Origin of the sequence: Catenulispora sp. GP43, assembly GCF_041260665.1 — a bacterium.
GTDB lineage: Bacteria > Actinomycetota > Actinomycetes > Streptomycetales > Catenulisporaceae > Catenulispora.
In genome coordinates this window covers 204,709-225,798 of the sequence record NZ_JBGCCT010000003.1, presented here as the reverse complement: position 1 = coordinate 225,798, position 21,090 = coordinate 204,709, and the positions used below count along the sequence as shown (strand labels likewise).

Genomic DNA, 21,090 nt, shown 5'->3' with positions numbered 1-21,090 from the left:
GGGAAAGAATACGTTTTCTAAAGCGTTTCCCCTAATCATCGCGCAGAAGAACGGCCAACTGCGTGCGCGATCGGACACCCAGCTTTCGGTAAACGCCGGTCAGCACGGATTCCACGGTCTTGACCGACAGGAAAAGGTTCGCCGCGATCTCGCGGTTCGGCAGTCCCTCGGTGACCAGCGCGACGATCCGCTGCTCGGCCGCGGTCAGGAACAGATCCGGCGCCGGGGCCTCGACGGCGACCTCGGCCGGCTCCCACAGCGGCGCCTGCGCCCGGCGGAAGACCGCCGCGGCCTGGTCGTGGAACTGCCGCGCCGAGGCCGCACGCCGCCGGCGCTTGTCGATGATCGAGCGGGTGAGCAGGACGCGGCCGCGCTCCAGCGGCAGGCCGAGGGCCAGGAAGGTGTGGTCGGCGCGGTGCAGGAGTGCTTCGGCGCGGGCGTGATCGCCTTGTGCCGCCTTGAGAACCGCGTCCGCGCGGTCCAACCCGGCCAGGACGCTGCGCCGTCCCAACTCCTCGGCCGCCCGCCGGGTCTCGGCCACGACCGCCGCCGCCTCGTCGGTCTGTCCGAGCGCGACCAGTACCTCGGCGAGGTCGGCGTGGAAGCGCACGGTGGCCGGATCGGCGATGCCCTGCTCCTGCACCAGGGTCCTGACCCGGTTCAGGTCCTCGCCGGCCGCGGCGGTGTCGCGCAGCAGCAGGTGCACCGTGCCGGACAGGGCCAGGCAGCGGGTCTGGAAGATCTGGTCCTGCTCCTGCGCCGAGGCGGCCGTGCCCCGGTCGGCGAGGCGCAGCGCCTCCTCCAACGTGCCGCCGGCCATCTGCGCCAGCGCGGAGGTGAACAACACCGGCCCGGGGGAGGCGCGCTCGGCGCCCGGGAGCTCTTCGAGCCGGCGCGCGCTGCGGATCGCCGCGGCGCCGAGCCCGGCACGGGCGTCGATCTCGACCGCGCCGCGCAGAAGAAGCGCGCGGTCGGCGTGGCTGCCGCTGCGCTCGGCGTACGAGGTGAGCTGGCGCAGGTGGTGCCGGGCCTCGTCGAGCTGGTCGGCGAAGAGCGCGAAGCGGACGGACAGCCAGCGCGCGGAATTGATGAGCGCACCGGGAGCCGGATCCGGGCTGAGCGCCAGCGCGCGGCGCAGCACCCGGGGGTAGGAGGGCTCGCCGACCAGCTGCTCGATGCGCGCGAGCATGACCAGCGCGGCGGCCTGCGACTCAGGGTTCTGCGAGAGCTCGGCGGCCCGGACGGCGGCCCGCGCGGCGTCGTGGGCGCGCCGGTTGTCGCCGAGGGCCAGGTGCGCGTGCCAGGCGGCGCGCAGGTGGACGGCGGAGAGCAGGGCCGGATCGGCGGCGGCCTCGGCATCGGCCAGCGCCCGGCCCAGGATGTCGTCGAGGCCGCCGACGGCCTGGCCGGCCGCGTCGACGACCGCGAGCCGGGCCCTGGCGCGGGCCGCGTGGTCGGATTCGGTGCGATCGAGGCGCGCGACGGCGGTGCGCGCGAGGTGCGGACGCCCGGCGGTGGCGGCATCGGTGGCCGCGGCGAGGAGGAGGGCGGCGACGGCGGTGGGGCGCTGCGGGTGGTCGGCGGGGGTGGCGGTGAGGGCTGGCTGGCGGGCTGAGCCCGCCGCTGGTGGAGTCTGTGGTTCGGCGGCGGAATCGATGGTGGGCGCTGCGGTTCCGGCCCGGACCCGATCGTGTTCCTGCAAGCCGGCCGTCCCGCTCACCGGAGCCGGCAGCGGCGCCAGCGAGCCGTCCGCCGCGGCGACGTCCGCCTCGGCATCTTGCGCGGGCATCATCTCCGCCGCCAGCAGCCACAACTCCGCCGCGCGCCCCGGATCGCCCCGGCGCCGCACGGCGCGGGCCGCGACCGCCAGATCCGCCGCGACCTCCAGGTTCGGCCGGTCTCGCGCCGCTGATGCGCGGTGCCACAGCCGCGCGGTCGGGTCCGTGGCCGTCTCGGCGAGGAGCAGGTGGGCCGTGCGGAGTGTCTCCTGCGACGCGTCGGCCAGGACCGTGTCCCGGACCGCCGTGGCCGGGAAGGCCACCGTTCCGTGTACGTCCACCGTGATCAGCCCCGCCTGGTCCGCGCAGGCCAGCGCTTCCAGGGTGTCCGGACCGGCGGTGCGGCGCAGGGTCGGGATCGAGGGGTCGGCGGCGATCGCGGCGATCAGCAGGGTGCGCCAGACGCTGTCCGGCGTCGGCAGTTCGTCGATCCAGCCGCGCACGCAGCGCCGGGCCGCCGCCGGTGTCGCCACCGCGTCGAGGGCGCCCGAGGCGGCATCCAGGCCGCGGGCGATCTCCACGGTCAGCCGGGCGTTCCCGCCTGACGCGGCGTGGACGCGGGCCGCGACACGGAAGCCGATTCCCCTCCGCTGCAAAAGGGTCGCGGTCTGCTCGGCGGTCAGCGGGGGGACCGGCAGTTCCAGGGCGTCGCGGCCCAGCAGGTCCACCGGGGCGCCGGGCCGGGTCGCGGCGACCACCGGGACGCCGTGGCGGGCGAGGTAGGCCAGGATGTCGAAGCTCTCCGCGTCCCACCACTGCAGATCGTCGGCCAGGAGCAGCACGCGCTTGTCCGGCGGGACCGCCGCGTCTACGCAGGCCCGTGCTGCCAAGCGGATCGCCACGCGGTCGGGGGTGCCGGGTATCCGGCGGAGGGCCTGGCGGATCGCCGCGAGCCACGGCTCGGGCAGATCGGGCGCCTCGCTGAGCAGATCGGCCATGGCGGCGAAGGGGACGCCGCGGTCGGCCGGGGCGGCGGTCAGCCAGACCACGTGGTCCTCGCGCGTGATCCAGGGCTCTGCGACGGCGTCCAGGAGGGCGGACTTGCCGCGGCCGGGCGGCGCCGCCAGCACCGTGGGGACCCCCTCGGCGGCGCGCGCGGCCAGGGCGGCGACGAGCTCCCCATGCCCGATCATGTCAAGTCCTTGGCGGTCACGATGCCGGTGGCGGCCGCGTTTTCCGCCTCTGGCGGGCCGCGGCGGCTGTTCGGGGAAGGTTACGCCGTGCTCGCCCCCGGTCACAAGAGTTCCCGCTGTGTTCCCGGCCACGACGCCTTCAGTAAAGAGCTGGTCATGTGCGAGCTGTTCAAGGGTTTCCCCCGATGCGGTCCGGGGGTGACCTTCAGCAAATTCTTAGCTCGCCACCCATCCCCTCTACTCCACCGAAGGCGGAGATGAAAAACACGTATACGCGGCGACGAGCCGCGGCGGCCGGAGCGGCTGTCGCCACCATGGCGGCCGGCTTCGGCCTGATGGCGGCCTCGGCGCAGACCGCGCAGGCCTGGGACATCAACCCGGCCTCCTGCAAGCACGCGCCGCACAGCCACAAGCACGGTGTGCAGCCTACGGAAACGCAGACGCTCTGCGACCGTATAAACGCCGCCGGGCACTCGGCGGCGACGGGTTCGGAGACGCTGGCCTACGGCGGCGGTGTCGACGGCATCGGCGTGCTGGACGGGCACGCCAAGGTGTACCTGGTGTTCTACGGGACCCAGTGGGGAACTCAGAGCACTGACTCCAACGGGCTCGCCAACTTCTCCGGCGACCCGGACGGCGCGGCGCCGGTCGTGCAGAAGATGTTCCAGGACATCGGCACCGGCGGCGAGACCTGGTCGGCCGACCTGACTCAGTGGTGCGACGGGCCGAACGTGGCCTCCGGCGCGACCAGCTGCCCGAGCAACGCGAACTTCATCCCCTACCAGACCGGCGGCGTGCTGTCCGGCGTCTGGTACGACAACGGGGCGGCCTCCCCCTCCGCGGCGACCGGCCACCAACTGGGTGTCGAGGCGGTCAACGCGGCGGCGCACTTCGGCAACACCAGCGCGGCGGCGAACCGCGACGCCTACTACGTCATCCTGTCCCCGCACGGCACCGACCCGGACGGCTACCAGGACCCCAACACCGGCTACTGCGCCTGGCACGACTGGAACGGCGACACCACGCTGAACGGCGGCGCGGTCACCAGCAACTACGGTGACATCGCGTTCTCCAACCAGCCGTACAACATGGACGTCGGCCAGACCTGCGGCACCAACTTCATCAACTCCGGCAGCAACGGCCTGCTCGACGGTTACACGATGACCCTCGGCCACGAGTGGCACGAGATGATGTCGGACCAGAACCCGGCCGGCGGCTGGACCAACCAGACCTCGTCGAGCTCCTACTACCAGCAGGAGAACTCCGACGAGTGCGCGTGGCTCAAGCCCGGCACCACCGGCGGCGCGGCGAACGTCACGATGGGCTCGGACAGCTTCGCCGAGCAGGCCAGCTGGTCCAACGACACCAACGGCTGCGCGATCTCGCACCAGATCCTGACCCACAACGGCGGTGGCTCCGGCACGGTCACCGTCACGCAGCCGGCGGCCCAGACCTCCACGGTCGGCAGCGCGGTGTCGCTGCAGATCCAGGCGTCCGACTCGGCCTCGGGCCAGACGCTGACCTACGCGGCCACCGGTCTGCCGCAGGGCGTCGCCATCGACAGTGGCAGCGGCCTGATCTCCGGCACCCCGACCACGGCCGGCACCTCGAACGTGACCGTCACGGCCACCGACTCCACCGGCGCCTCGGGCTCGGCGACGTTCGGCTGGACGGTGAACGCGACCACCGGCGGCGGTAACGTCATCGTCAACGGCGGCTTCGAGAACGGCTCGCTGTCCGGCTGGACCGCCTCCGGCGTCACCTCGGTGACGACCTCCGGCCCGCACTCCGGCAGCTACGCGGCCGAGCTCGGCAACACCAACCCGAGCAGCACCTCGAGCATCGCGCAGACCTTCACCGCCGGGACGGGCAACAGCAAGCTGGGCTTCTGGTACAACGTGACCTGCGACGACACCGTGACCTACGACTGGGCCACGGCGACGCTGAAGGACAACACCACCGGCACCACCAAGATCATCCTGCCCAAGACCTGCACCAACCCGACCTCGGGCTGGAAGCAGGTGACCGCCTCGGTCACCGCCGGCCACAGCTACACGCTGACGCTGACCAACAAGGACGACAACTACCCGGGCGACCCGACGTACACCCTGTACGACGACGTGACGGTGTCCTGAGTTGATCAGTTCCCTGTAACACGAAGCGGATCCGACCCCCGGGTCGGATCCGCTCTCGTCCGGGGGCCGCTCAGACCCCCGAGGCGGCTCAGACCCTCGAGGCGGCTCAGACCCTCGAGGCGGCGCAGACCGCCTCGTGGCGGGCCCTGACGGTGGCGATGGTCCGGGCGCCGTCCGTGTCCCAGATCTCCTGGTTGAAGATCTCCACCTCGGCACCGCCGGTCCACCCCGCGGCGGTCACCAGCTCGCGCATCCGCACGAAGTCGATGTGGCCGTCGCCGACGTGCCCGCGGCCCAGGAGCATGTCGGCCGGCAGCGGCACGACCCAGTCGCACTCCTGGTAGGACAGGATCCGATGCCCGGCGCCGGCGCGAGCGATCGACGCCTCCAGCTCCGGATCCCACCACACGTGGTAGGTGTCGACGACCACGCCGACCTGCTCGGCCGGGAACGCCTCGGCGATGTCGAGCGCCTGCCCGAGCGTGGAGACCACGGCCCGGTCCGCGCAGAACATCGGATGCAGCGGCTCGACGGCGAGCTTCACACCGTGCTCGGCGGCGAACGGCGCCAGCTCGGCGATGCCCTCGGCGACGGCTCCGCGAGCGGCTGGCAGGTCCCTGGAACCGGACGGGAGACCGCCGACCACGAGGATCAGCACGTCGGTGCCGACGCCGGCCGCTTCGAGCACGGCCTGCCGGTTGTCGGCCAACGCAGCGGCGCGCTCCTCGGCGGAGGCGGCGGTCATGAAGCCGCCGCGGCACAGGCTGGTGACCTCGAGGCCTGATTCGCGCACGAGCCTGGCCGACGCCTCGATGCCGATCTCCTGGACGCGGTCGCGCCACAGGCCGATGGCCGGGATGCCGGCGCGGACACAGCCGGCGGCGGCTTCGGCGAGGGTGAGGCGCTTGACGGTGGCTTGGTTGAGGGAGAGATTCATGGGGCGACCACCGCCGCGAATCTTGCAGCCGCCAGCTCTGGATCGTCGACGACCCCGGCGATCTCGGCCAGCCGCAGCAGTTCGGTCAGGTGCGCGGCGTCTCGCGCTCTCTCCAGGCCGCCGACCATGCGGAAGTGGTCCTGGTGGCCGTTCAGGTAGGCCAGGAAGACCAGGCCCGTCTTGTAGTTGAAGGTCGGCTTCTCGAAGATGTGCCGCGACAGCTCGACTGTCGGCTCCATCAAGCGGTCGTAAGTCTCCAGGTCGCCGCGGTCCAAAGCTTGCAGCGCCTGGGATGCGGGCCGCGCGATGCCGTCGAAGATGCCCAGCAGTGCGTCGGAGTGGCCGGCGGCGTCGCCCTTGATGAGGTCCGGGTAGTTGAAGTCGTCGCCGGTGTAGAGGCGGACGCCTTCCGGCAGCCGGCTGCGGAGTTCGAGTTCGTAGTCGGCGTTCAGCAGCGAGATCTTGATGCCGTCGACCTTCGCCGGGTTGGCGTTGATCAGCTCCAGGACCGTCGCCATGGCGGTCGGGATGTCGGCGGAGCCCCAGTAGCCGGTCAGGGCCGGGTCGAACATGTCGCCCAGCCAGTGCAGGATCACCGGGTTCGAGGCCTGATTCAGCAGTGAGCCGTAGACGGTCAGGTAGTCGTCGGCGGACTGCGCGGACGCGGCCATGGCCCGGCTCGCCATCAGGATGACGCGTGCCCCAGCCTCCTCGACCACGCCGAGCTGTTCCTCATAGGCGGCCTGGATGTCAGGGAGCGAATGTGCGCCCGCCGCGAGTTGATCGGTGCCCGTGCCGCACGCGAGCAGAGCGGGCACCTTCGCCGCGCCGACCGCCTTCGCGGCCTCGCCGCTGCGCCGGATCAGCTCTCGCGTGGCTGTCCAGTCCAGGCCCATGCCGCGCTGGGCGGTGTCCATCGCGTCCGCGATGCCGAAGCCCAGCGACCACAGGTGCTCGCGGAAGCGCAGGGTCGCGTCCCAGTCCAGGACCGCGGGGGTGCCCGCTCCGTTGTCCGCGGCGGGGTCCGCCACGACGTGCGCGGCGGCGTACACGACGCGCGAGGTGAAACCGGTCATCGGGGTGCTCACTTCCCGGTCCGGTCGAGGTCCGGTACGGCGATCTTGCGGCCTTCGCGCCAGGATCGCGCGCCGAGTTCGGCCAGCTGCACGCCGCGGGCGCCGGCCCACAGGTCGTGGGTGTACGGCGCGTCGGCGACCAGGTGCGCGAGGAACATCTCCCACTGGACCTTGAAGCCGTTGTCCAGGACGGCGTTGTCCGGGACCTCCTGCCACTGCGCCAGGAAGTCCTCGGTCGCCGGGATGTCCGGGTTCCACACCGGTTTGGGGGTCGCCGCGCGGTGCTGGGCCTTGCAGTTGCGCAGGCCCGCGACGGCGCTGCCGTGCGTGCCGTCGATCTGGAACTCGACCAGTTCCTCGCGGTTGACGCGGGTGGTCCACGAGGAGTTCAGGGAGGCGACGATGCCGCCTTCGAGCTCGAAGATGGCGTAGGCGGCGTCGTCGGCGGTGGCCTTGTACTCCCGGCCCTGCTCGTCCCAGCGGGTCGGGATGTCCGTGCGGGCCTCGGCGTAGACGCTCTGGACCGGGGCGATCACGTGGTCCAGCACGTAGCGCCAGTGCGGGAACATGTCGAGGATGATGCCGCCGCCGTCCTCGGTGCGGTAGTTCCACGACGGGCGCTGTGCCGGCTGCCAGTCGCCCTCGAAGACCCAGTAGCCGAACTCGCCGCGCACCGACAGGATGCGGCCGAAGAAGCCGGAGTCGACCAGCCGCTTCAGCTTCAGCAGGCCCGGCAGGAAGAGCTTGTCCTGGACCACGCCGTGCTTGATGCCGGCGGCGTCGGCGAGGCGTGCGAGGCTGATCGCGTCGTCCAGGGTCTCGGCGGTCGGCTTCTCGGTGTAGATGTGCTTGCCGGCTTCGATCGCCCGGGTGATGGCCGGGACGCGGGCCTGGGTGACCTGCGCGTCGAAGTAGACGGTGACGGACGGGTCGGCCAGGGCCTCGTCCAGGGAGGTGGTCCACCTGTCCAGGCCGTGCTGCGCGGCCAGCGCCTCGATCTTCTCGGCGTTGCGGCCGACCAGGACCGGCTCGGGCCAGACCGTGCGGCCGTCGGGCAGGAGCAGGCCGCCCTGCTCGCGGATGGCGAGGATGGACCGCAGCAGGTGCTGGCGGTAGCCCATACGTCCGGTCACGCCATTCATGGCTATGCCGACTACTTCGCGCGTCATCGCAGCTCCCGAGACCTAGTTGTGATCACCGAAAGGCCCGATCGGCGCTGGAAAGCGCTTTCCGAACCTGTCCCGAGGCGATAGGTTACGAGCGTGTCCACGCAGCGGTCAACACCCTCGCCGGCCCCCCGCCGCGGTGGCGCCACCCTGCAGCAGGTGGCCGACGCCGCGGGCGTCTCGCTGGCCACCGCCTCCCGGGTGCTCAACGGCAGCACCCGGACGGTCAACGCCGAACTGAGCGAGCACGTCCGCGAGGTCGCCGCGCGGCTGCGCTACGTCTCGCACGGCCCGGCGCAGGCGCTGGCCCGGGCCACCACCTCGCTGGTCGGGCTGCTCGTGCACGACGTCAACGACCCGTACTTCTCGGCGATCGCCGCCGGCGCGATGCGGGTGGCGCGGGAGCAGGACCTGCTGGTGATGGTCGCGAACACCTACCGCGATCCCGCTCTGGAACTGGACTACATCACCCGCCTGGGGGCCCAGCGGGCCCGCGCGATCCTGGTCGCCGGCTCGCCGCCGGTGGACCCCGCGCTGGCCGGGCCGCTGCGCGAGCGGCTGCTGGACTACCAGCAGGGCGGCGGCCGGGTGGTGGCCATCGGCGACCAGGGGCCCGGGATCGACGCCGTGCTGCCGGCGAACGCCGAAGGGGCCCACGCGGCGGCCCTGCACCTGGCGGGCCTGGGCCACCGGGAGATCGGCATGATCGCCGGCCCCCGCGGGCTGGTGACGATCGCCGACCGCTCCGCAGGGTTCCGCAGGGGCGTGGCCGACAGCGCGGGCGACCCGGTCGGCCACGAGATCGAGGGCGACTTCACGCGCGACGGCGGCTACGACGCCACCCGGCGGCTGCTGGCCGAGCATCCCGGGGTGACGGCGGTGTTCGTGATGGCGGACGTGATGGCCATCGGGGCGCTGGCGGCGTTGCGGGAGGCGGGACGGCGGGTTCCGGAGGACGTGAGCCTGGTCGGCTTCGACGACCTGCCGATCTGCGCCGACCTGGTGCCCGCGCTGACGAGCGTGCGCGTCGACACCGAGGGCATGGGCGAGCAGGCGATGCGGATGGTGGCTGCCGCGCCGCTGGACGAAGGGCGCGCGGTCGTGCACAGCGCGACGGAACTGATCGTGCGGGGGAGCACAGGACCGGCCGCCTGAGCCGATTCGCAGAACACGTATATATAGGGGTGGGGAATTGAGTCTGCTCAGCGCTGAGGCCTCCGCTGCCGGTGCGCCCGGGATCCTCGTACCCGTCGTCCTGTCCGCGGCCTTTCTGCACGCGAGCTGGAACGCGATCCTCAAGTTCGTCTCCGACAAACTGGCCGCGTCGTTGCTGATGACGCTCTCCGGCGGTGTGCTGGCGGGGATCGGGGCGGTCCTGCTGCCGGCGCCGGATCGCGCGTCGTGGGCGCTGTTGCTGGTCTCGGCGGCGTTGCACGTGGGCTACTTCATGATGCTGATCAAGACGTTCGAGATCGGCGACTTCAACCAGGTCTACCCGCTGGCGCGAGGGCTGTCGCCGGTAGTGGTGGCGGTCTTCGCGACGCTGTTGGGCGATCCGATGTCGCGGCACCAGACGCTGGGCATCGCAGTGGTCTGCGGCGGGCTGACGACGCTGGTCTTCTCGGCGGGGCGGCCGAAGCGTGCGCAGGGCAAGGCGCTGTTCTGGGCGGCGATGACCGGGCTGTCCATCGCGACGTACACGGTCACGGACGGTATCGCGGTGCGGCATTCGGGGACGGCCGCGGGCTACACGGCGTGGATGATGCTCGCGGAGAGCACGATGATGACGGCCGCGTGTGTGGCGATCATGGTGCGGCGCGGTCGGGCGCCCGAGGGGGTGGGGGTGCTTCCGACGCTCAGGAAGCTGAGTCGGGGCGACGTGGTGCGCGGGGTGATCGCGGGCGCGCTGTCGCTGTTCGCCTACGGCCTGGTGCTGTGGGCGCAGACGCGTGGGGCGCTGGCTGCGGTGTCGGCACTGCGGGAGACCAGCGTGATCTTCGGCGCCGCGCTGGGGTCGGTGTTCCTGCGCGAGCCGTTCGGGCGGTATCGGATCTTCGCGGCGGTGGCGATCGCGAGCGGGATCCTGATTCTGGAAGCGGCATAAGGCAGGAACCGGAACCGGAACCGCATCGAGCACAGGCCGCGCGACCGCACGCCGCCGCGGCACTATATCCGCACCGCGTCCAGCGCCGCCCGCATCCGCACGACCCGCCGCTCCAGCCGCCCGACCGGTCCCTCGCGCCCGTTCTGGTCGATCAGCAGCGCCAGCGTGCCCTCCACAGCGCCGAGCCGGTTCGACAGCTCGTCCAGCATCCGCGGGGTGACGCCGGCGGCCTCGCGCAGCATCTCCGCCTGCTCCTTCAGCTGGCGGTTCTTGCGGTGCAGCTCGGCGAAGACGCCGACCTTGGCCCGCAGGACCCAGGGGTCGAAGGGCTTGGTCAGGTAGTCCGCGGCGCCGGCTGCGTAGCCGCGCAGGGTCTGGTGCGGGCCGTCGCCGGCCGCGGTGAGGAAGATGATCGGGGTGTCGCGGGAGCGTTCGCGCAGCCGGACGTGCGCGGCCACCTCGAAGCCGTCCATGCCGGGCATGCGGATGTCCAGCAGGATCACCGCGAAGTCCTCGCGCAGGACGGCGCGCAGCGCCTGCTCGCCGGAGGACGCGGTGACCAGCTCGTGGCCCAGCGAGCCCAGGATCGACTCCAGGGCCAGCAGGTTCTCCGGGCGGTCGTCGACCAGCAGGATCTTGATGTCGGCGGCGTCGGCGGGTGCCGAGCCGCGGTGCGCGTCGTTCACTTGCTCGGGCCTCCTGCCGCGGGCTGCGCGCCGGTCTCGGCGTCCAGCCAGCCTCGCATGACGGTCAGCAGATGCGGGGTGTCCACCGGCTTGGTGACGTAGTCCGAGGCGCCGGCCTCGATCGACTTCTCCCGGTCGCCGCGCATGGCCTTGGCGGTCAGCGCGATGATCGGCAGGTTCTTGTACCGGTCGATCTCGCGGATCGCGGCCATCGTGGCGTAGCCGTCCATCTCCGGCATCATCACGTCCATCAGGACCAGCGCGACGTCGTCGGCGCGCTCCAGGGCCTCCAGCCCGGCGCGGCCGTTCTCGGCGTTCAGGACCGTGCAGCCGTGCTGCTCCAGGACCGAGGTGAGGGCGAAGACGTTGCGGATGTCGTCGTCGACGATGAGGATCTTCTCGCCGTCGAAGGTGATGTCCGAGCCGGCGGCGTACAGCTCCGTCGAGGGCAGATACAGGTCCGGATGCGGGGCCTGTTCGGGGATCAGCGGGAGTGTCGGGGCCGGTTCGGCCGATCCGCCGGACGGGAGCGGGCTGGTGCCGTAGCCGAGGCTGCTGGTGCTGCCGAACACGGCGCCGCCGTCCGGTCCGACCGCGTGCGGCAGGAACAGGGTGAACGTCGAGCCGCGGCCGCGCTGGCTCTCGGCGCGGATGCCGCCGCCGAGCAGCTTGGCGATCTCCCGGCTGATGGACAGCCCCAGGCCCGTGCCGCCGTAGCGGCGCGAGGTGGTGCCGTCCTCCTGTTGGAAGGCCTCGAAGACGGTCTGGATCTTGTCGTCCACGATGCCGATGCCGGTGTCGGACACCGCGAAGGACACCGCGGGCTCCAGCGCCACCTCGTTGCTGTCCTCCGGGCCGCCGAGCACGATGTCGCCGACGGTGTCCACGACCAGCTCGACGTGCCCGGTCTCGGTGAACTTCACCGAGTTCGACAGCAGGTTGCGAAGGACCTGCTGCAGCCGCTGCTCGTCGGTGAACAGGTGGGCCGGCACCGAGGGGGCGACCCGCACCCGCAGCTCCAGGCCCTTCTGTTCGGTCTGCGGCCGGAACGTGGCCTCGACGTAGTCCACCAGCTGGCTGACCGCTATCCGGGCCGGCTGCACGTCCATGCGCCCGGCCTCGATCTTGCTCAGGTCCAGGATGTCGTTGATCAGCTGGAGCAGGTCGCTGCCCGCGCCGTGGATGGTCTCGGCGTACTCCACCTGGCGCTCGGTCAGGTTTCCCTCGGCGTTGTCGGCCATCAGCCGGGCCAGGATCAGCAGGCTGTTCAGCGGGGTGCGCAGCTCGTGCGACATGTTCGCCAGGAACTCGGACTTGTAGCGCGAGGACATCGTGAGCTGGTTCGCGCGCTCCTCCAGTTCCTGGCGCGCCTGCTCGATCTCGGAGTTCTTGACCTCGATGTCCTGGTTCTGCCGGGCCAGCAGCTCGGCCTTCTCCTCCAGCTCGGCGTTGGAGCGGCGCAGCTCCTTCTGCTGCATCTGCAGCTCGTCGGTGCGCGCCTTGAGCTCGTCGGCCAGCCGGCGGGACTCGCCGAGCAGTTCCTCGGTGCGGGTGTTGGCGGTGATGGTGTTGACCGTGACGCCGACCATCTCCATGAGCGATTCCAGCAGGGCCCGGTGGACCTCGTCGAAGCTATGGAAGCTGGCCAGCTCGATGACCGCCATGACCTCGTTCTCGAACAGGACCGGCAGCACGGCGACCGAGGAGGGCGCGGCCGAGCCCAGGCCGGAGGAGATGCGGATGTAGTCCACCGGCGCGTGCTGGATCATGATCGGCTTGCGCTCCACCGCGGCCTGGCCGACCAGGCCCTGGCCCAGCCGGAAGCGCGAGGTGACGTCCGGGGACTCGCGGTCCACGCCGTAGGAGGCGATGAGGTTCAGCACCTTCGTGCCGGACTCCTTGCGGGCCAGGTAGAAGGCTCCGTACTGGGCGTTCACCAGCGGTGTCAGCTCGCTCATGATGAGCGCGGAGACCGCGTCCAGGTCGCGCTGGCCCTGCATCATGCCGCTCATCCGGGCCAGGTTCGTGTTCAGCCAGTCCTGCTGGTCGTTGCGGCGCGTGGTCTCGCGCAGGTTGCCGATCATCTGGTTGATGTTGTTCTTCAGCTCGGCGACCTCGCCCTTGGTCTCGACCGTGATCAGCCGGGTCAGGTCGCCGGCGGTGACCGCGGTCGCGACCTCGGCGATCGCGCGCACCTGGGTGGTCAGGTTGGAGGCCAGCTCGTTCACCGACTCGGTGAGCCGCTGCCAGGTCCCTGAGACGTCCTCGACCGTGGCCTGGCCGCCGAGCTTGCCCTCGGTGCCGACCTCCCGGGCGACGCGCGTCACCTCGGAGGCGAACGCGGAGAGCCGGTCCACCATGGTGTTCAGAGTGGTCTTGAGCTCCAGGATCTCCCCGCGCGCCTCGACGTCGATGCGCTTGGACAGGTCGCCGTTGGCGACCGCGGTGGTCACCTGCGCGATGTTGCGGACCTGGCTGGTCAGGTTGTTCGCCATCGCGTTGACGTTGTCGGTGAGGTCCTTCCAGGTGCCGGCCACGCCGCGCACGGTGGCCTGGCCGCCGAGCTTGCCCTCGGTGCCGACCTCGCGGGCCACCCGGGTCACCTCGTCGGCGAAGGTGCCGAGCCGGTCCACCATCTTGTTCAGGGTGGTCTTGAGCTCCAGGATCTCCCCGCGCGCGTCGACGGTGATGGTCTGGGTCAGGTCGCCGGAGGCCACGGCCGTCGCCACCTGCGCGATGTTGCGCACCTGGGTGGTGAGGTTGTCGGCCATGGAGTTCACCGAGTCGGTGAGGTCCTTCCAGGTGCCGGCCACGCCCGGGACCCGGGCCTGGCCGCCCAGCCGGCCCTCGGTGCCCACCTCCAGCGACACCCGGGTGACCTCGTCGGCGAACCCTGAGAGCTGGTCCACCATCGTGTTGATGGTGTCCTTCAGCTCCAGCATCTCCCCGGCCACCTCGACGGTGATCTTCTGGGTCAGGTCGCCCTGGGCGACCGCCGTGGTGACCCCCGCTATGTCGCGGACCTGCGCGGTGAGGTTGCGGGCCGCGGAGTTCACCGAGTCGGTGATGTCGCGCCAGATGCCCTCGGCGTGCGGGACGGTGGCCTGACCGCCCAGCCGGCCCTCGGTGCCCAGCTCGCGCGCGACCCTGATCACCTCGGAGGCGAAGCCCGACAGCTGTCCGACCATCGCGTCGATGGTCTGTGCGAGCTCGGCCAGCGGCCCGGTGCCGATATCGTCGAGGTCGCCGGACAGCGCGATCTTGCGCGACAGGTCGCCGCGGGCCACCGCCTGGGCCACCTCCAGGATCGCTCCGAGCTGGCGGTCCAGCTCGGGGTCCGTCCTGGCGTCCGATTGCAGCGTCATCGCCGCGCCTCCTTGCCGTGGGCGGCGTCCCGCGCTGGGGCACGACGGATGGCGACTCTCAGTGCTCTCGGAGTCACCCGTCGTACGGCGGCCGCCGCCCGGTGTTCTCTCGGTCTGTCACAGTCTCGCAGATCGTCCGGGCGGAAACGGATGAACCATACGATTAGCCCGCACGCAAGCTCCGGCCGGGCTAGGCTCGAACGTGATGGCCCCTCGCACCCCCCGTACCCCCCTTCCCCGAGACCGCCCCGAAGAAGCGGTCCGGCTGACCCTGCTTTCCCAGGCCGGCGAACTCCTGGCCGGCACCCTGGACCGGCGCCGCCTGGCGGCCCTGGCCGCCCAGCTCGTCGTGCCGAGGCTGGCCGACTGGGTCGCACTCTATCCGGCCGCCGGTCCGCATTCTGGGACAGGTCTATATTCGGGGACAGGTTTAAATTCAGGTACAGATCACTCGAACGTGTCATCTCACGGGGCGCCGGAACACGTCTGGCACCGGGAGGAGCGCAGGCTGGACGCCCTGGCCGCGGCCCTGGCCGACTGGCGGCCGCCGACGGGTGAGGATGGTCACGTTCCCGGATCCGGATCCGGATACGGCCAGTGGCCGGTCCCGGTCGCCTCGCCGTACGGCCAGGCGCTGCCGATCCCGCTGATCGCCCGCGGCGTGTCGCTGGGCACCCTGGTCCTGGGCGGCCCGGGCAAGCGCGGCTTCGCCGGGCCCGTGGTGCCGCTGGCGATGGAGCTGGCCGCGCGGATCGCCGGGGCGCTGGACAACGCGCGGCAGTACGCCGAGCAGCTGGAGATCGTCCGGGGCCTGCAACGCTCGCTGCTGCCGCCCACGCTGCCCACGGTGGAGGGCCTGGACATCGGCGTGGTCTACGAGGCCGCCTCCAACAGCGACGGTGTGCACGTCGGAGGGGACTTCTACGACGTGTTCCCGATCAGCCGGAAGGTCTGGGGTTTCGCGGTCGGCGACGTCTGCGGCACCGGCCCGGAGGCCGCCGCCCTGACCGGGCTGGCCCGCCACTCGCTGCGCCTGCTGGCCCGCGAGGGCCGCTCCCCGGTCTCGGTGGTCGAGCGGCTCAACCAGGCGGTGCTGGAAGAGGGCGAACTCGCCGGCGACGCGGGCCGGTTCATCACCCTGCTGTACGGCGAGGTCGAACCCCGCCCCGACGGCTCGGCGCAGCTGGTGATGGTCTGCGCCGGCCATCCGCTGCCGCTGATCCTGCGCCAGGACGGCAGCGTGCGCGCCGCCGCGAACCCGCAGCCGCTGCTCGGGGTCCTGCCGGACCCGACGCTGTATGCCGAGGACGTGGAACTGGCGGCCGGCGAGGTCCTGCTGGTCTACACCGACGGCGCGAGCGAGCGCCGCAACGGCCGGCAGATGCTCGGCGACGAGGGCGTGGCCGCGGCGCTGTCCGGCTGCTCGGGCATGACCGCGCCGGGCGTGGTGGCACGGGTGCGGCAGGCGGTCGCGGACTTCGGGGCCTCCGGGACCCGGGACGACCTGGCGCTTTTGGCGCTGCGGGCCTCCAAGGGCTGAGACGCCGCGGGCGATTATGCGGCGATGCAAGTGACACAAAGGTGCGGTCCCGAGCTGGGGGGACCGCTCGGGACCGCGTCGGCCTGGGACGGCCTACCTGTAATGACGCCCTATACCGGCCGGCTGGTTGTATCTACGGCAGGCCCTTGATGTCCGGCCAGGTCAGGAGCAGCGCGAGCGGGGTCTCGTCCCACGGACCGTGCTGCACGGCGGGACCGGCCATCGAGTCCGGGCCCTTGGCGGTCCAGTTGTTGGACCGGGACCACCGGCGCTGCGGGGTTGCCCCGGTCATCGCCTCGTGTACGCGAGCTGCGAGACGCCGAGGTAGCCCGAGGCGAAGCCGGCCTCGCAGTAGGCCAGGTAGAACCGCCAGGTGCGGCGGAAGACCTCGTCGAAGCCGTGCGCGGCGACGTGCGGCCAGTTCTCCTCGAAGCGGTGGCGCCAGATCCGCAGGGTGCGGGCGTAGTCGAGGCCGAAGTCGCGGCGCGCGGCCAGCCGCAGGCCGGCCGTGCCGGCGGCGAAGTCGAGCTCGGGGATCGAGGGGATGAGGCCGCCGGGGAAGATGTACTTGTGGATCCAGGAGTACGAGTCCTGGGTGGCGAGCATGCGGTGGTGGGCCATGGTGATGGCCTGGACGGCCACCCGGCCGCCGGGGGCCAGGTTGCGCTCGATGGCCTGGAAGTAGTCCGGCAGGTAGCGGCGGCCGACCGCCTCGATCATCTCCACCGAGACCACGGCGTCGAACGGCCGTTCCTCGGCCACCTCGCGGTAGTCGGCCAGCCGGACCTCGACGCGGTCCGCCAGGCCGGCCGCGGCGACACGCTTGCGGGCCAGCTCCTGCTGCTCCTCCGACAGGGTCACGGTGAGTACCATGGCGCCGCGCTCGCCGGCCGCCTTGATCGCCAGCGCGCCCCAGCCGGAGCCGATCTCCAGCAGCCGGGTGCCCTTGCGGACGCCGGCCGCGTCGAGCATCGCGTCGATCTTGCGCAGCTGGGCGGCGTGCAGGTCGCCGGGGCCGTCGGCGTCGGCGACCGGGTCGAACAGCGCCGAGGAGTAGGTCATGGACGGGTCCAGGAAGGCCTCGAACATGTCGTTCGACAGGTCGTAGTGGGCATGCGCGTTGTGCCGCGCGCCGTGCCGGTCCCCGTCCTGTTCGCGGGGCATGTGGTGGGCCGCCAGGTTGCGCAGCCGCTGCAGCGGCCTGGGGACCAGGTCCTCCAGCCGGGCGGCCAGCTCGGTCAGCAGCGCCACCAGCTCGTCGCCGGTCTCGGTGTCCCACGCGCCGGTCTGGTAGGACTCGCCGAACCCGATCAGGCCGTCGGTGCCCAGCCGGTTCAGGAACTCCTCCGGCCGCCGCACCCGCAGCACGGGTCCGCCGCCGCCGGGCACGCCCGCGCCGGCCAGCGCGAGGCCGTTGGGCGCCACCACGGTCACCGGGACGTCCCTCAGCGCGTGGGTGAACAGGCGGCGGGCGATGCGGGCACGTACCGGCCGGTCCGGGACCCGCGCGAGGTCGGGCCAGCGGTCGGTGTCGATCAGCGGGATGGCAGGGTGGGTCATGGTTCCACTCCGAGATCCGGGTCAGTCACTGGACGCCTTCAGTAACGTAACACGCTCTTGATCATTAGGCGCGGACCCGCCCGGCCGTGGTCAGGACTCGTTGTAAGCCCTCGGGGGCGGCCGCTTTGAACGCCTCGGCGATCACGTCGGTGTAGCGGGGCGGGCGCGCCCCGGCCGGGTCCGCCGCACCGTGGTGATCGAGAAGACACGTATGGCTGAACGCCAGGACGAGCCGATTCCAATCCCGGGCGCGGGAGAGCAGGGTGTGTCCGGAGCCCGGCAGCACGATCCGCGCTACGTCGTGCCCCTCGGCGCGGGCGCGCGCGGCGTACTCGAAGGAGGAGCGCGGCGAGGTGACGTGGTCCCGCGTCCCGTGCGCCAGCAGCAGGCGGCGCCCGGCCAACTGCGCGGTCGGCTCCTCGCCCGGCAGCCACGGCGCCAGGCCCAGCACCCCGGCCACCCCCGGCGCGTCGGCGGCGTTGACCACGGCGCGACCGCCGAGCGAGTGGCCGCCGAGCAGCAGCGGCACGTCGCCGTACTGCTCGGCCAGCCGAGCGGCAGCCCAGTGCACATCGGCCACTGGTGCCCGCTCGTCGCCGTTCCAACCCTGATAGCGGAAGCACATGGTGTGCACCGCGATGCCGTGGCCGGCCAGGCGCGGCGCCACGGCCCGCGCGATCATCCGCATCCGCGTCACCGGGCCGCCCCGCCGATGGGGCGCCTGGTGCGAGATCTCTTTGCCGCCGTGCGCCAACAGGACCGCGCCGATCACGGGAGCTGAGAGCGCGGTGGTCGGGGGGTCGAGGCGGGGTTCGGGTTCCCTGCTCACGGGAGCGAGGGTACCGCTGGGAGGTTCGCGATGCGAAGGATCCTCTCGCGTGCGAGAAAGCCGAAGCCCGCCGGAGCGAAAGCTCCGACGGGCCCGGCCCTACAGCTACAGCTACAGCCAAAGCGACTGCCGCCCTACGCGGCCTTGCGCTGCTCCCCCGCGGCCTCGGCGAACTCGTCGCGCGGACGCTCGATGGAGCCCAGGCCGACGGCCTCGCGGCGGAAGAACAGGGCCAGCGTCCAGTCGGCGATGACGCGGATCTTGCGGTTGAAGGTGGGGACCCGGCTCATGTGGTAGGTGCGGTGCATGAACCAGGCCGGCCAGCCGCGCAGCCGGATGTTGTAGACGTCGGCGACGCCCTTGTGCAGGCCCAGCGAGGCCACCGAGCCGACGTGCTTGTGCTTGTACTCGCGGGGCTCGAAGCCGCGGACGGCCGCCACCACGTTGTCGGCCAGCTGCTTGGCCTGGCGCACCGCGTGCTGGGCCGAGGGGGAGCACCACTTGCCGGGGTTGGCCAGGTCCGGGACCTGCGCGCCGTCGCCGGCGGCCCAGACGTTGGCGAAGCCCTCGACCTGCAGGGTCGGGTTGGCCTTGACATGGCCGCGTTCGCCCAGCGGGACGCCGAACTTCTGCACCACCGGGTTCGGCTTCACGCCGGCGGTCCAGACGATGGTGGAGGCGACCATCTTGGTGCCGTCGGACAGCTGCACGCGGCGGTTGACGCAGGACTCCAGGAAGGTGTTCAGCTTGACCTGGATGCCGCGCTTCTCCAGCTCGTGGACCGTGTACTCGCCCAGCGCCGGCCGCACCTCGGGCAGGATGCGCCCGGAGCCCTCGACCATCACCCAGCGCATGTCCTCCGGGCGGATGTTCGGGTAGATCTTGCACGCGTCGCGGGCCATGTCCTCCAGCTCGGCGATCGCCTCGATGCCGGCGAAGCCGCCGCCGATGAAGACGAAGGTGAGCGCGCGGCGGCGGATCTTCTCGTCCTTGGTGGTGGCCGCGATGTCCATCTGGCCCAGGACGTGGTTGCGCAGCGCTATGGCCTCTTCGATCTGCTTGAAGCCGATGCCGTTCTCGGCCAGGCCCGGGATCGGCAGGGTGCGCGCGATGGAGCCGACCGCGATCACCACCTGGTCGAACTCGATCTCGTACGGCTCGCCGGCGATCGGCTCGATCGAGGCGACCTTGCGCTCGTGGTCGATGTCGGTGACCCGCGCGGTGAGCACCTCGGCGCGCTTGAGCACCGAGCGCAGCGGCACCACGACGTGGCGCGGGGACAGGGAGCCGGCCGCCGCTTCGGGCAGGAACGGCTGGTAGGTCATGTACGAGCGCGGGTCGACGACCGTGACCAGCGCTTCGTCCTTGCCGAGCTTCTTGAGGATGCGGTGCGCCGTGTACATCCCGACGTAGCCGCCGCCAACGATCAGAATCCGAGGGATCGCCTTGCCGTTCCCGCTCGCCTTACCCACTTGATGCTCGCCTCCGCCGCCTAGTCCAAGGCCGCCTTCTCGACGCTCGATCTTCTTACTTCTCAAGCGTAGAGAGGTTCAGACAGTGCCCTGTGCGGCGCGAGTTAACAGCTGATGTCGGCGGGAAGATTTGTGCGCGTTTGGCATCAGATGCGCTGGTGACGCTGGTCACACTGTGAGCAACATTACAGCTATCCCGACACAGTGTCAGGTAGTGAGACACATTCGACGATGTGTAGAAGAATAGCGCCGCCCGTGAATACGAGCGGCGCCATGGGAGAGTTCCCGCGGGGGATCAGCGGGAAATGGCGCGCATCATCCGGAGAAGGGACGGATGACCCGGTCCGCGTTGGCGACGAAGGAGCCGTCCATCTTCAGGCCCCAGCGCGGATCCGACACGATCTTGTAGAGCTGGTCGTCGGTCAGCGGGCCGTTGCTCCACTCCACGACGTTGATCGCGGTGTGGTCCGGCCGATAGAGCATGACGGCGTTGTCGTGGGTCGGCGTGTTGGAACCGCCGGACTCGCCGGTGCCGTGCGACACCTCCACCACCGAACCGTCGGAGAGCATGGCCGCCGCGCAGTAGTCCGTCTCGTACATCGGGTGGCAGAGCGACTCGGGCGTCGGTGTCGACTTCCCATCCGCGCCGTCGTTGCTCACCGAGGCCGAGATCCTGATCGACCCGTGCTGCGTCGACCAGGTCAGGGTGGCATTGGCGTTCATGCCGTTGATCGAGCTCCCGCTGAAGTCCGATCCGGTCCCGGACCCGGTCAGGCGCAGACCGTCGAGCACGAGCTCGGCGACCGACTGCCCGTCCGTGTTCGTCGGGTCGGACAGGGGGCCGCCCTTGGCCGGGGGCTGCCACGACGCCGGGATCGTGCCGATCACCGTGTTCGGCCCCGAGCTCGTGCCGTCGGCCGAGGACGGCGGCGCGGTCAGGTCCACGGCGCCGGACGGGGACGAGCTCGTGCTCGGATCCGGCGAGGGTGTCGGCGTCGGCGTCGGCGTCGGCGTCGGCGCCTGCGGCGAGGTCGGTGCACCGGCCGCGCCCGGCCCGACCGAGCCGGAGGTGCCCCCGCCCGCGCCGAAGCCGCCGTTCAGCGCCACGACCGCGGCCACCACACCGGCCACCGCCGCCGTGCCGCCGGCCATGCCGAACGCCCTTTCGCGGCGCCGGATCCGGCGTCCCCGCTCCAGCGCCTCGCCGGCGAGCCCGCCGATCGGCGGCGGCCGCAGAGCCGCCAGCTCGTCCTCGATCCGGTCGTGGAAACTGTCTTCAGACGTCATGAGGATTCTCCAATCACGTCCA

14 protein-coding genes and 1 pseudogene are annotated in these 21,090 nt (G+C 71.4%); 4 read left to right on the top strand and 11 right to left on the bottom strand.

Features of this window, described 5'->3' with window-relative positions; all coding sequences use genetic code 11:
* Nucleotides 1-31 precede the first annotated feature (31 nt).
* Nucleotides 32-2,911, bottom strand: coding sequence for a LuxR C-terminal-related transcriptional regulator (locus tag ABH926_RS08210; protein ID WP_370364784.1), 2,880 nt, complete (start codon nt 2,909-2,911; stop codon nt 32-34).
* 257 nt (nt 2,912-3,168) lie between these two features.
* Between ABH926_RS08210 and ABH926_RS08205 the strand changes: the two genes are divergently transcribed.
* Complete coding sequence (locus tag ABH926_RS08205; RefSeq protein WP_370364783.1) at nt 3,169-5,046, top strand: putative Ig domain-containing protein; 1,878 nt, start codon at nt 3,169-3,171, stop codon at nt 5,044-5,046.
* A gap of 106 nt (nt 5,047-5,152) precedes the next feature.
* Here ABH926_RS08205 and ABH926_RS08200 read toward each other — a convergent pair whose 3' ends face one another.
* Genes ABH926_RS08200 through ABH926_RS08190 form a run of 3 tightly spaced genes read right to left on the bottom strand, consistent with a single transcriptional unit; the run spans nt 5,153 to nt 8,228 of the window.
* Complete coding sequence (locus ABH926_RS08200) at nt 5,153-5,983, bottom strand: sugar phosphate isomerase/epimerase family protein (protein WP_370364782.1); 831 nt, start codon at nt 5,981-5,983, stop codon at nt 5,153-5,155.
* Entirely contained in the window at nt 5,980-7,059 is a 1,080-nt protein-coding gene (locus tag ABH926_RS08195) for a DUF993 family protein (RefSeq protein ID WP_370364781.1), read from the bottom strand. Before ABH926_RS08195 ends, ABH926_RS08200 begins: the two co-directional genes overlap by 4 nt.
* Nucleotides 7,060-7,067: 8 nt before the next feature.
* Complete coding sequence (locus tag ABH926_RS08190; protein WP_370364780.1) at nt 7,068-8,228, bottom strand: Gfo/Idh/MocA family protein; 1,161 nt, start codon at nt 8,226-8,228, stop codon at nt 7,068-7,070.
* 93 nt (nt 8,229-8,321) lie between these two features.
* Here ABH926_RS08190 and ABH926_RS08185 point away from each other — a divergent pair, with 93 nt between their 5' ends.
* A complete protein-coding gene (locus tag ABH926_RS08185; RefSeq protein WP_370364779.1) occupies nt 8,322-9,380 on the top strand; it encodes a LacI family DNA-binding transcriptional regulator in 1,059 nt (352 codons plus the stop codon).
* A 37-nt stretch (nt 9,381-9,417) separates the two neighbouring features.
* A complete protein-coding gene (locus tag ABH926_RS08180) occupies nt 9,418-10,329 on the top strand; it encodes an EamA family transporter (protein WP_370364778.1) in 912 nt (303 codons plus the stop codon).
* A 62-nt stretch (nt 10,330-10,391) separates the two neighbouring features.
* Here the strand turns inward: ABH926_RS08180 and ABH926_RS08175 are convergent, their stop codons facing one another.
* Both ABH926_RS08175 and ABH926_RS08170 read right to left on the bottom strand, forming a co-directional pair.
* Nucleotides 10,392-11,015: a two-component system response regulator gene (locus tag ABH926_RS08175; RefSeq protein ID WP_370364777.1), complete on the bottom strand. Its 624-nt coding sequence runs from the start codon at nt 11,013-11,015 to the stop codon at nt 10,392-10,394.
* Nucleotides 11,012-14,344: pseudogene (locus tag ABH926_RS08170) on the bottom strand (HAMP domain-containing protein); the annotation flags it as partial. The gene ABH926_RS08175 and the pseudogene ABH926_RS08170, both read right to left, overlap by 4 nt.
* 493 nt (nt 14,345-14,837) lie before the next feature.
* Here ABH926_RS08170 and ABH926_RS08165 point away from each other — a divergent pair.
* Nucleotides 14,838-15,920, top strand: a complete 1,083-nt coding sequence (locus tag ABH926_RS08165; protein ID WP_370364776.1) for a PP2C family protein-serine/threonine phosphatase — start codon at nt 14,838-14,840, stop codon at nt 15,918-15,920.
* 133 nt (nt 15,921-16,053) lie between these two features.
* On the opposite strand, the gene ABH926_RS08160 is transcribed toward ABH926_RS08165, so the two are convergent.
* From ABH926_RS08160 to ABH926_RS08140, 5 genes are all read right to left on the bottom strand, one after another.
* The gene (locus ABH926_RS08160) at nt 16,054-16,212 is read right to left on the bottom strand and encodes a hypothetical protein (RefSeq protein WP_370364775.1); all 159 of its coding nucleotides are present in this window, start codon (nt 16,210-16,212) and stop codon (nt 16,054-16,056) included.
* A complete protein-coding gene (locus tag ABH926_RS08155) occupies nt 16,209-17,480 on the bottom strand; it encodes a class I SAM-dependent methyltransferase (protein ID WP_370364774.1) in 1,272 nt (423 codons plus the stop codon). Before ABH926_RS08155 ends, ABH926_RS08160 begins: the two co-directional genes overlap by 4 nt.
* A 64-nt stretch (nt 17,481-17,544) precedes the next feature.
* Nucleotides 17,545-18,309: an alpha/beta hydrolase gene (locus tag ABH926_RS08150; RefSeq protein WP_370364773.1), complete on the bottom strand. Its 765-nt coding sequence runs from the start codon at nt 18,307-18,309 to the stop codon at nt 17,545-17,547.
* Nucleotides 18,310-18,443: 134 nt separating this feature from the next.
* Nucleotides 18,444-19,781 carry an NAD(P)/FAD-dependent oxidoreductase gene (locus ABH926_RS08145; RefSeq protein ID WP_370364772.1) on the bottom strand — a complete coding sequence of 446 codons (1,338 nt, stop codon included), beginning with the start codon at nt 19,779-19,781 and terminating at the stop codon, nt 18,444-18,446.
* A 315-nt stretch (nt 19,782-20,096) separates the two neighbouring features.
* Entirely contained in the window at nt 20,097-21,068 is a 972-nt protein-coding gene (locus ABH926_RS08140; RefSeq protein WP_370364771.1) for a hypothetical protein, read from the bottom strand.
* Nucleotides 21,069-21,090 lie beyond the last annotated feature (22 nt).

Excerpts from the sequence above, each read along its gene's own strand:
- ABH926_RS08190 (WP_370364780.1), bottom strand. The coding sequence starts at position 8,228 with ATGACGCGCGAAGTAGTCGGCATAGCCATGAATGGCGTGACCGGACGT.
- ABH926_RS08200 (WP_370364782.1), bottom strand. The coding sequence starts at position 5,983 with ATGAATCTCTCCCTCAACCAAGCCACCGTCAAGCGCCTCACCCTCGCC.
- ABH926_RS08160 (WP_370364775.1), bottom strand. The coding sequence starts at position 16,212 with ATGACCGGGGCAACCCCGCAGCGCCGGTGGTCCCGGTCCAACAACTGG.
- ABH926_RS08205 (WP_370364783.1), top strand. The coding sequence starts at position 3,169 with ATGAAAAACACGTATACGCGGCGACGAGCCGCGGCGGCCGGAGCGGCT.
- ABH926_RS08140 (WP_370364771.1), bottom strand. The coding sequence starts at position 21,068 with ATGACGTCTGAAGACAGTTTCCACGACCGGATCGAGGACGAGCTGGCG.
- ABH926_RS08210 (WP_370364784.1), bottom strand. The coding sequence starts at position 2,911 with ATGATCGGGCATGGGGAGCTCGTCGCCGCCCTGGCCGCGCGCGCCGCC.
- ABH926_RS08195 (WP_370364781.1), bottom strand. The coding sequence starts at position 7,059 with ATGACCGGTTTCACCTCGCGCGTCGTGTACGCCGCCGCGCACGTCGTG.
- ABH926_RS08155 (WP_370364774.1), bottom strand. The coding sequence starts at position 17,480 with ATGACCCACCCTGCCATCCCGCTGATCGACACCGACCGCTGGCCCGAC.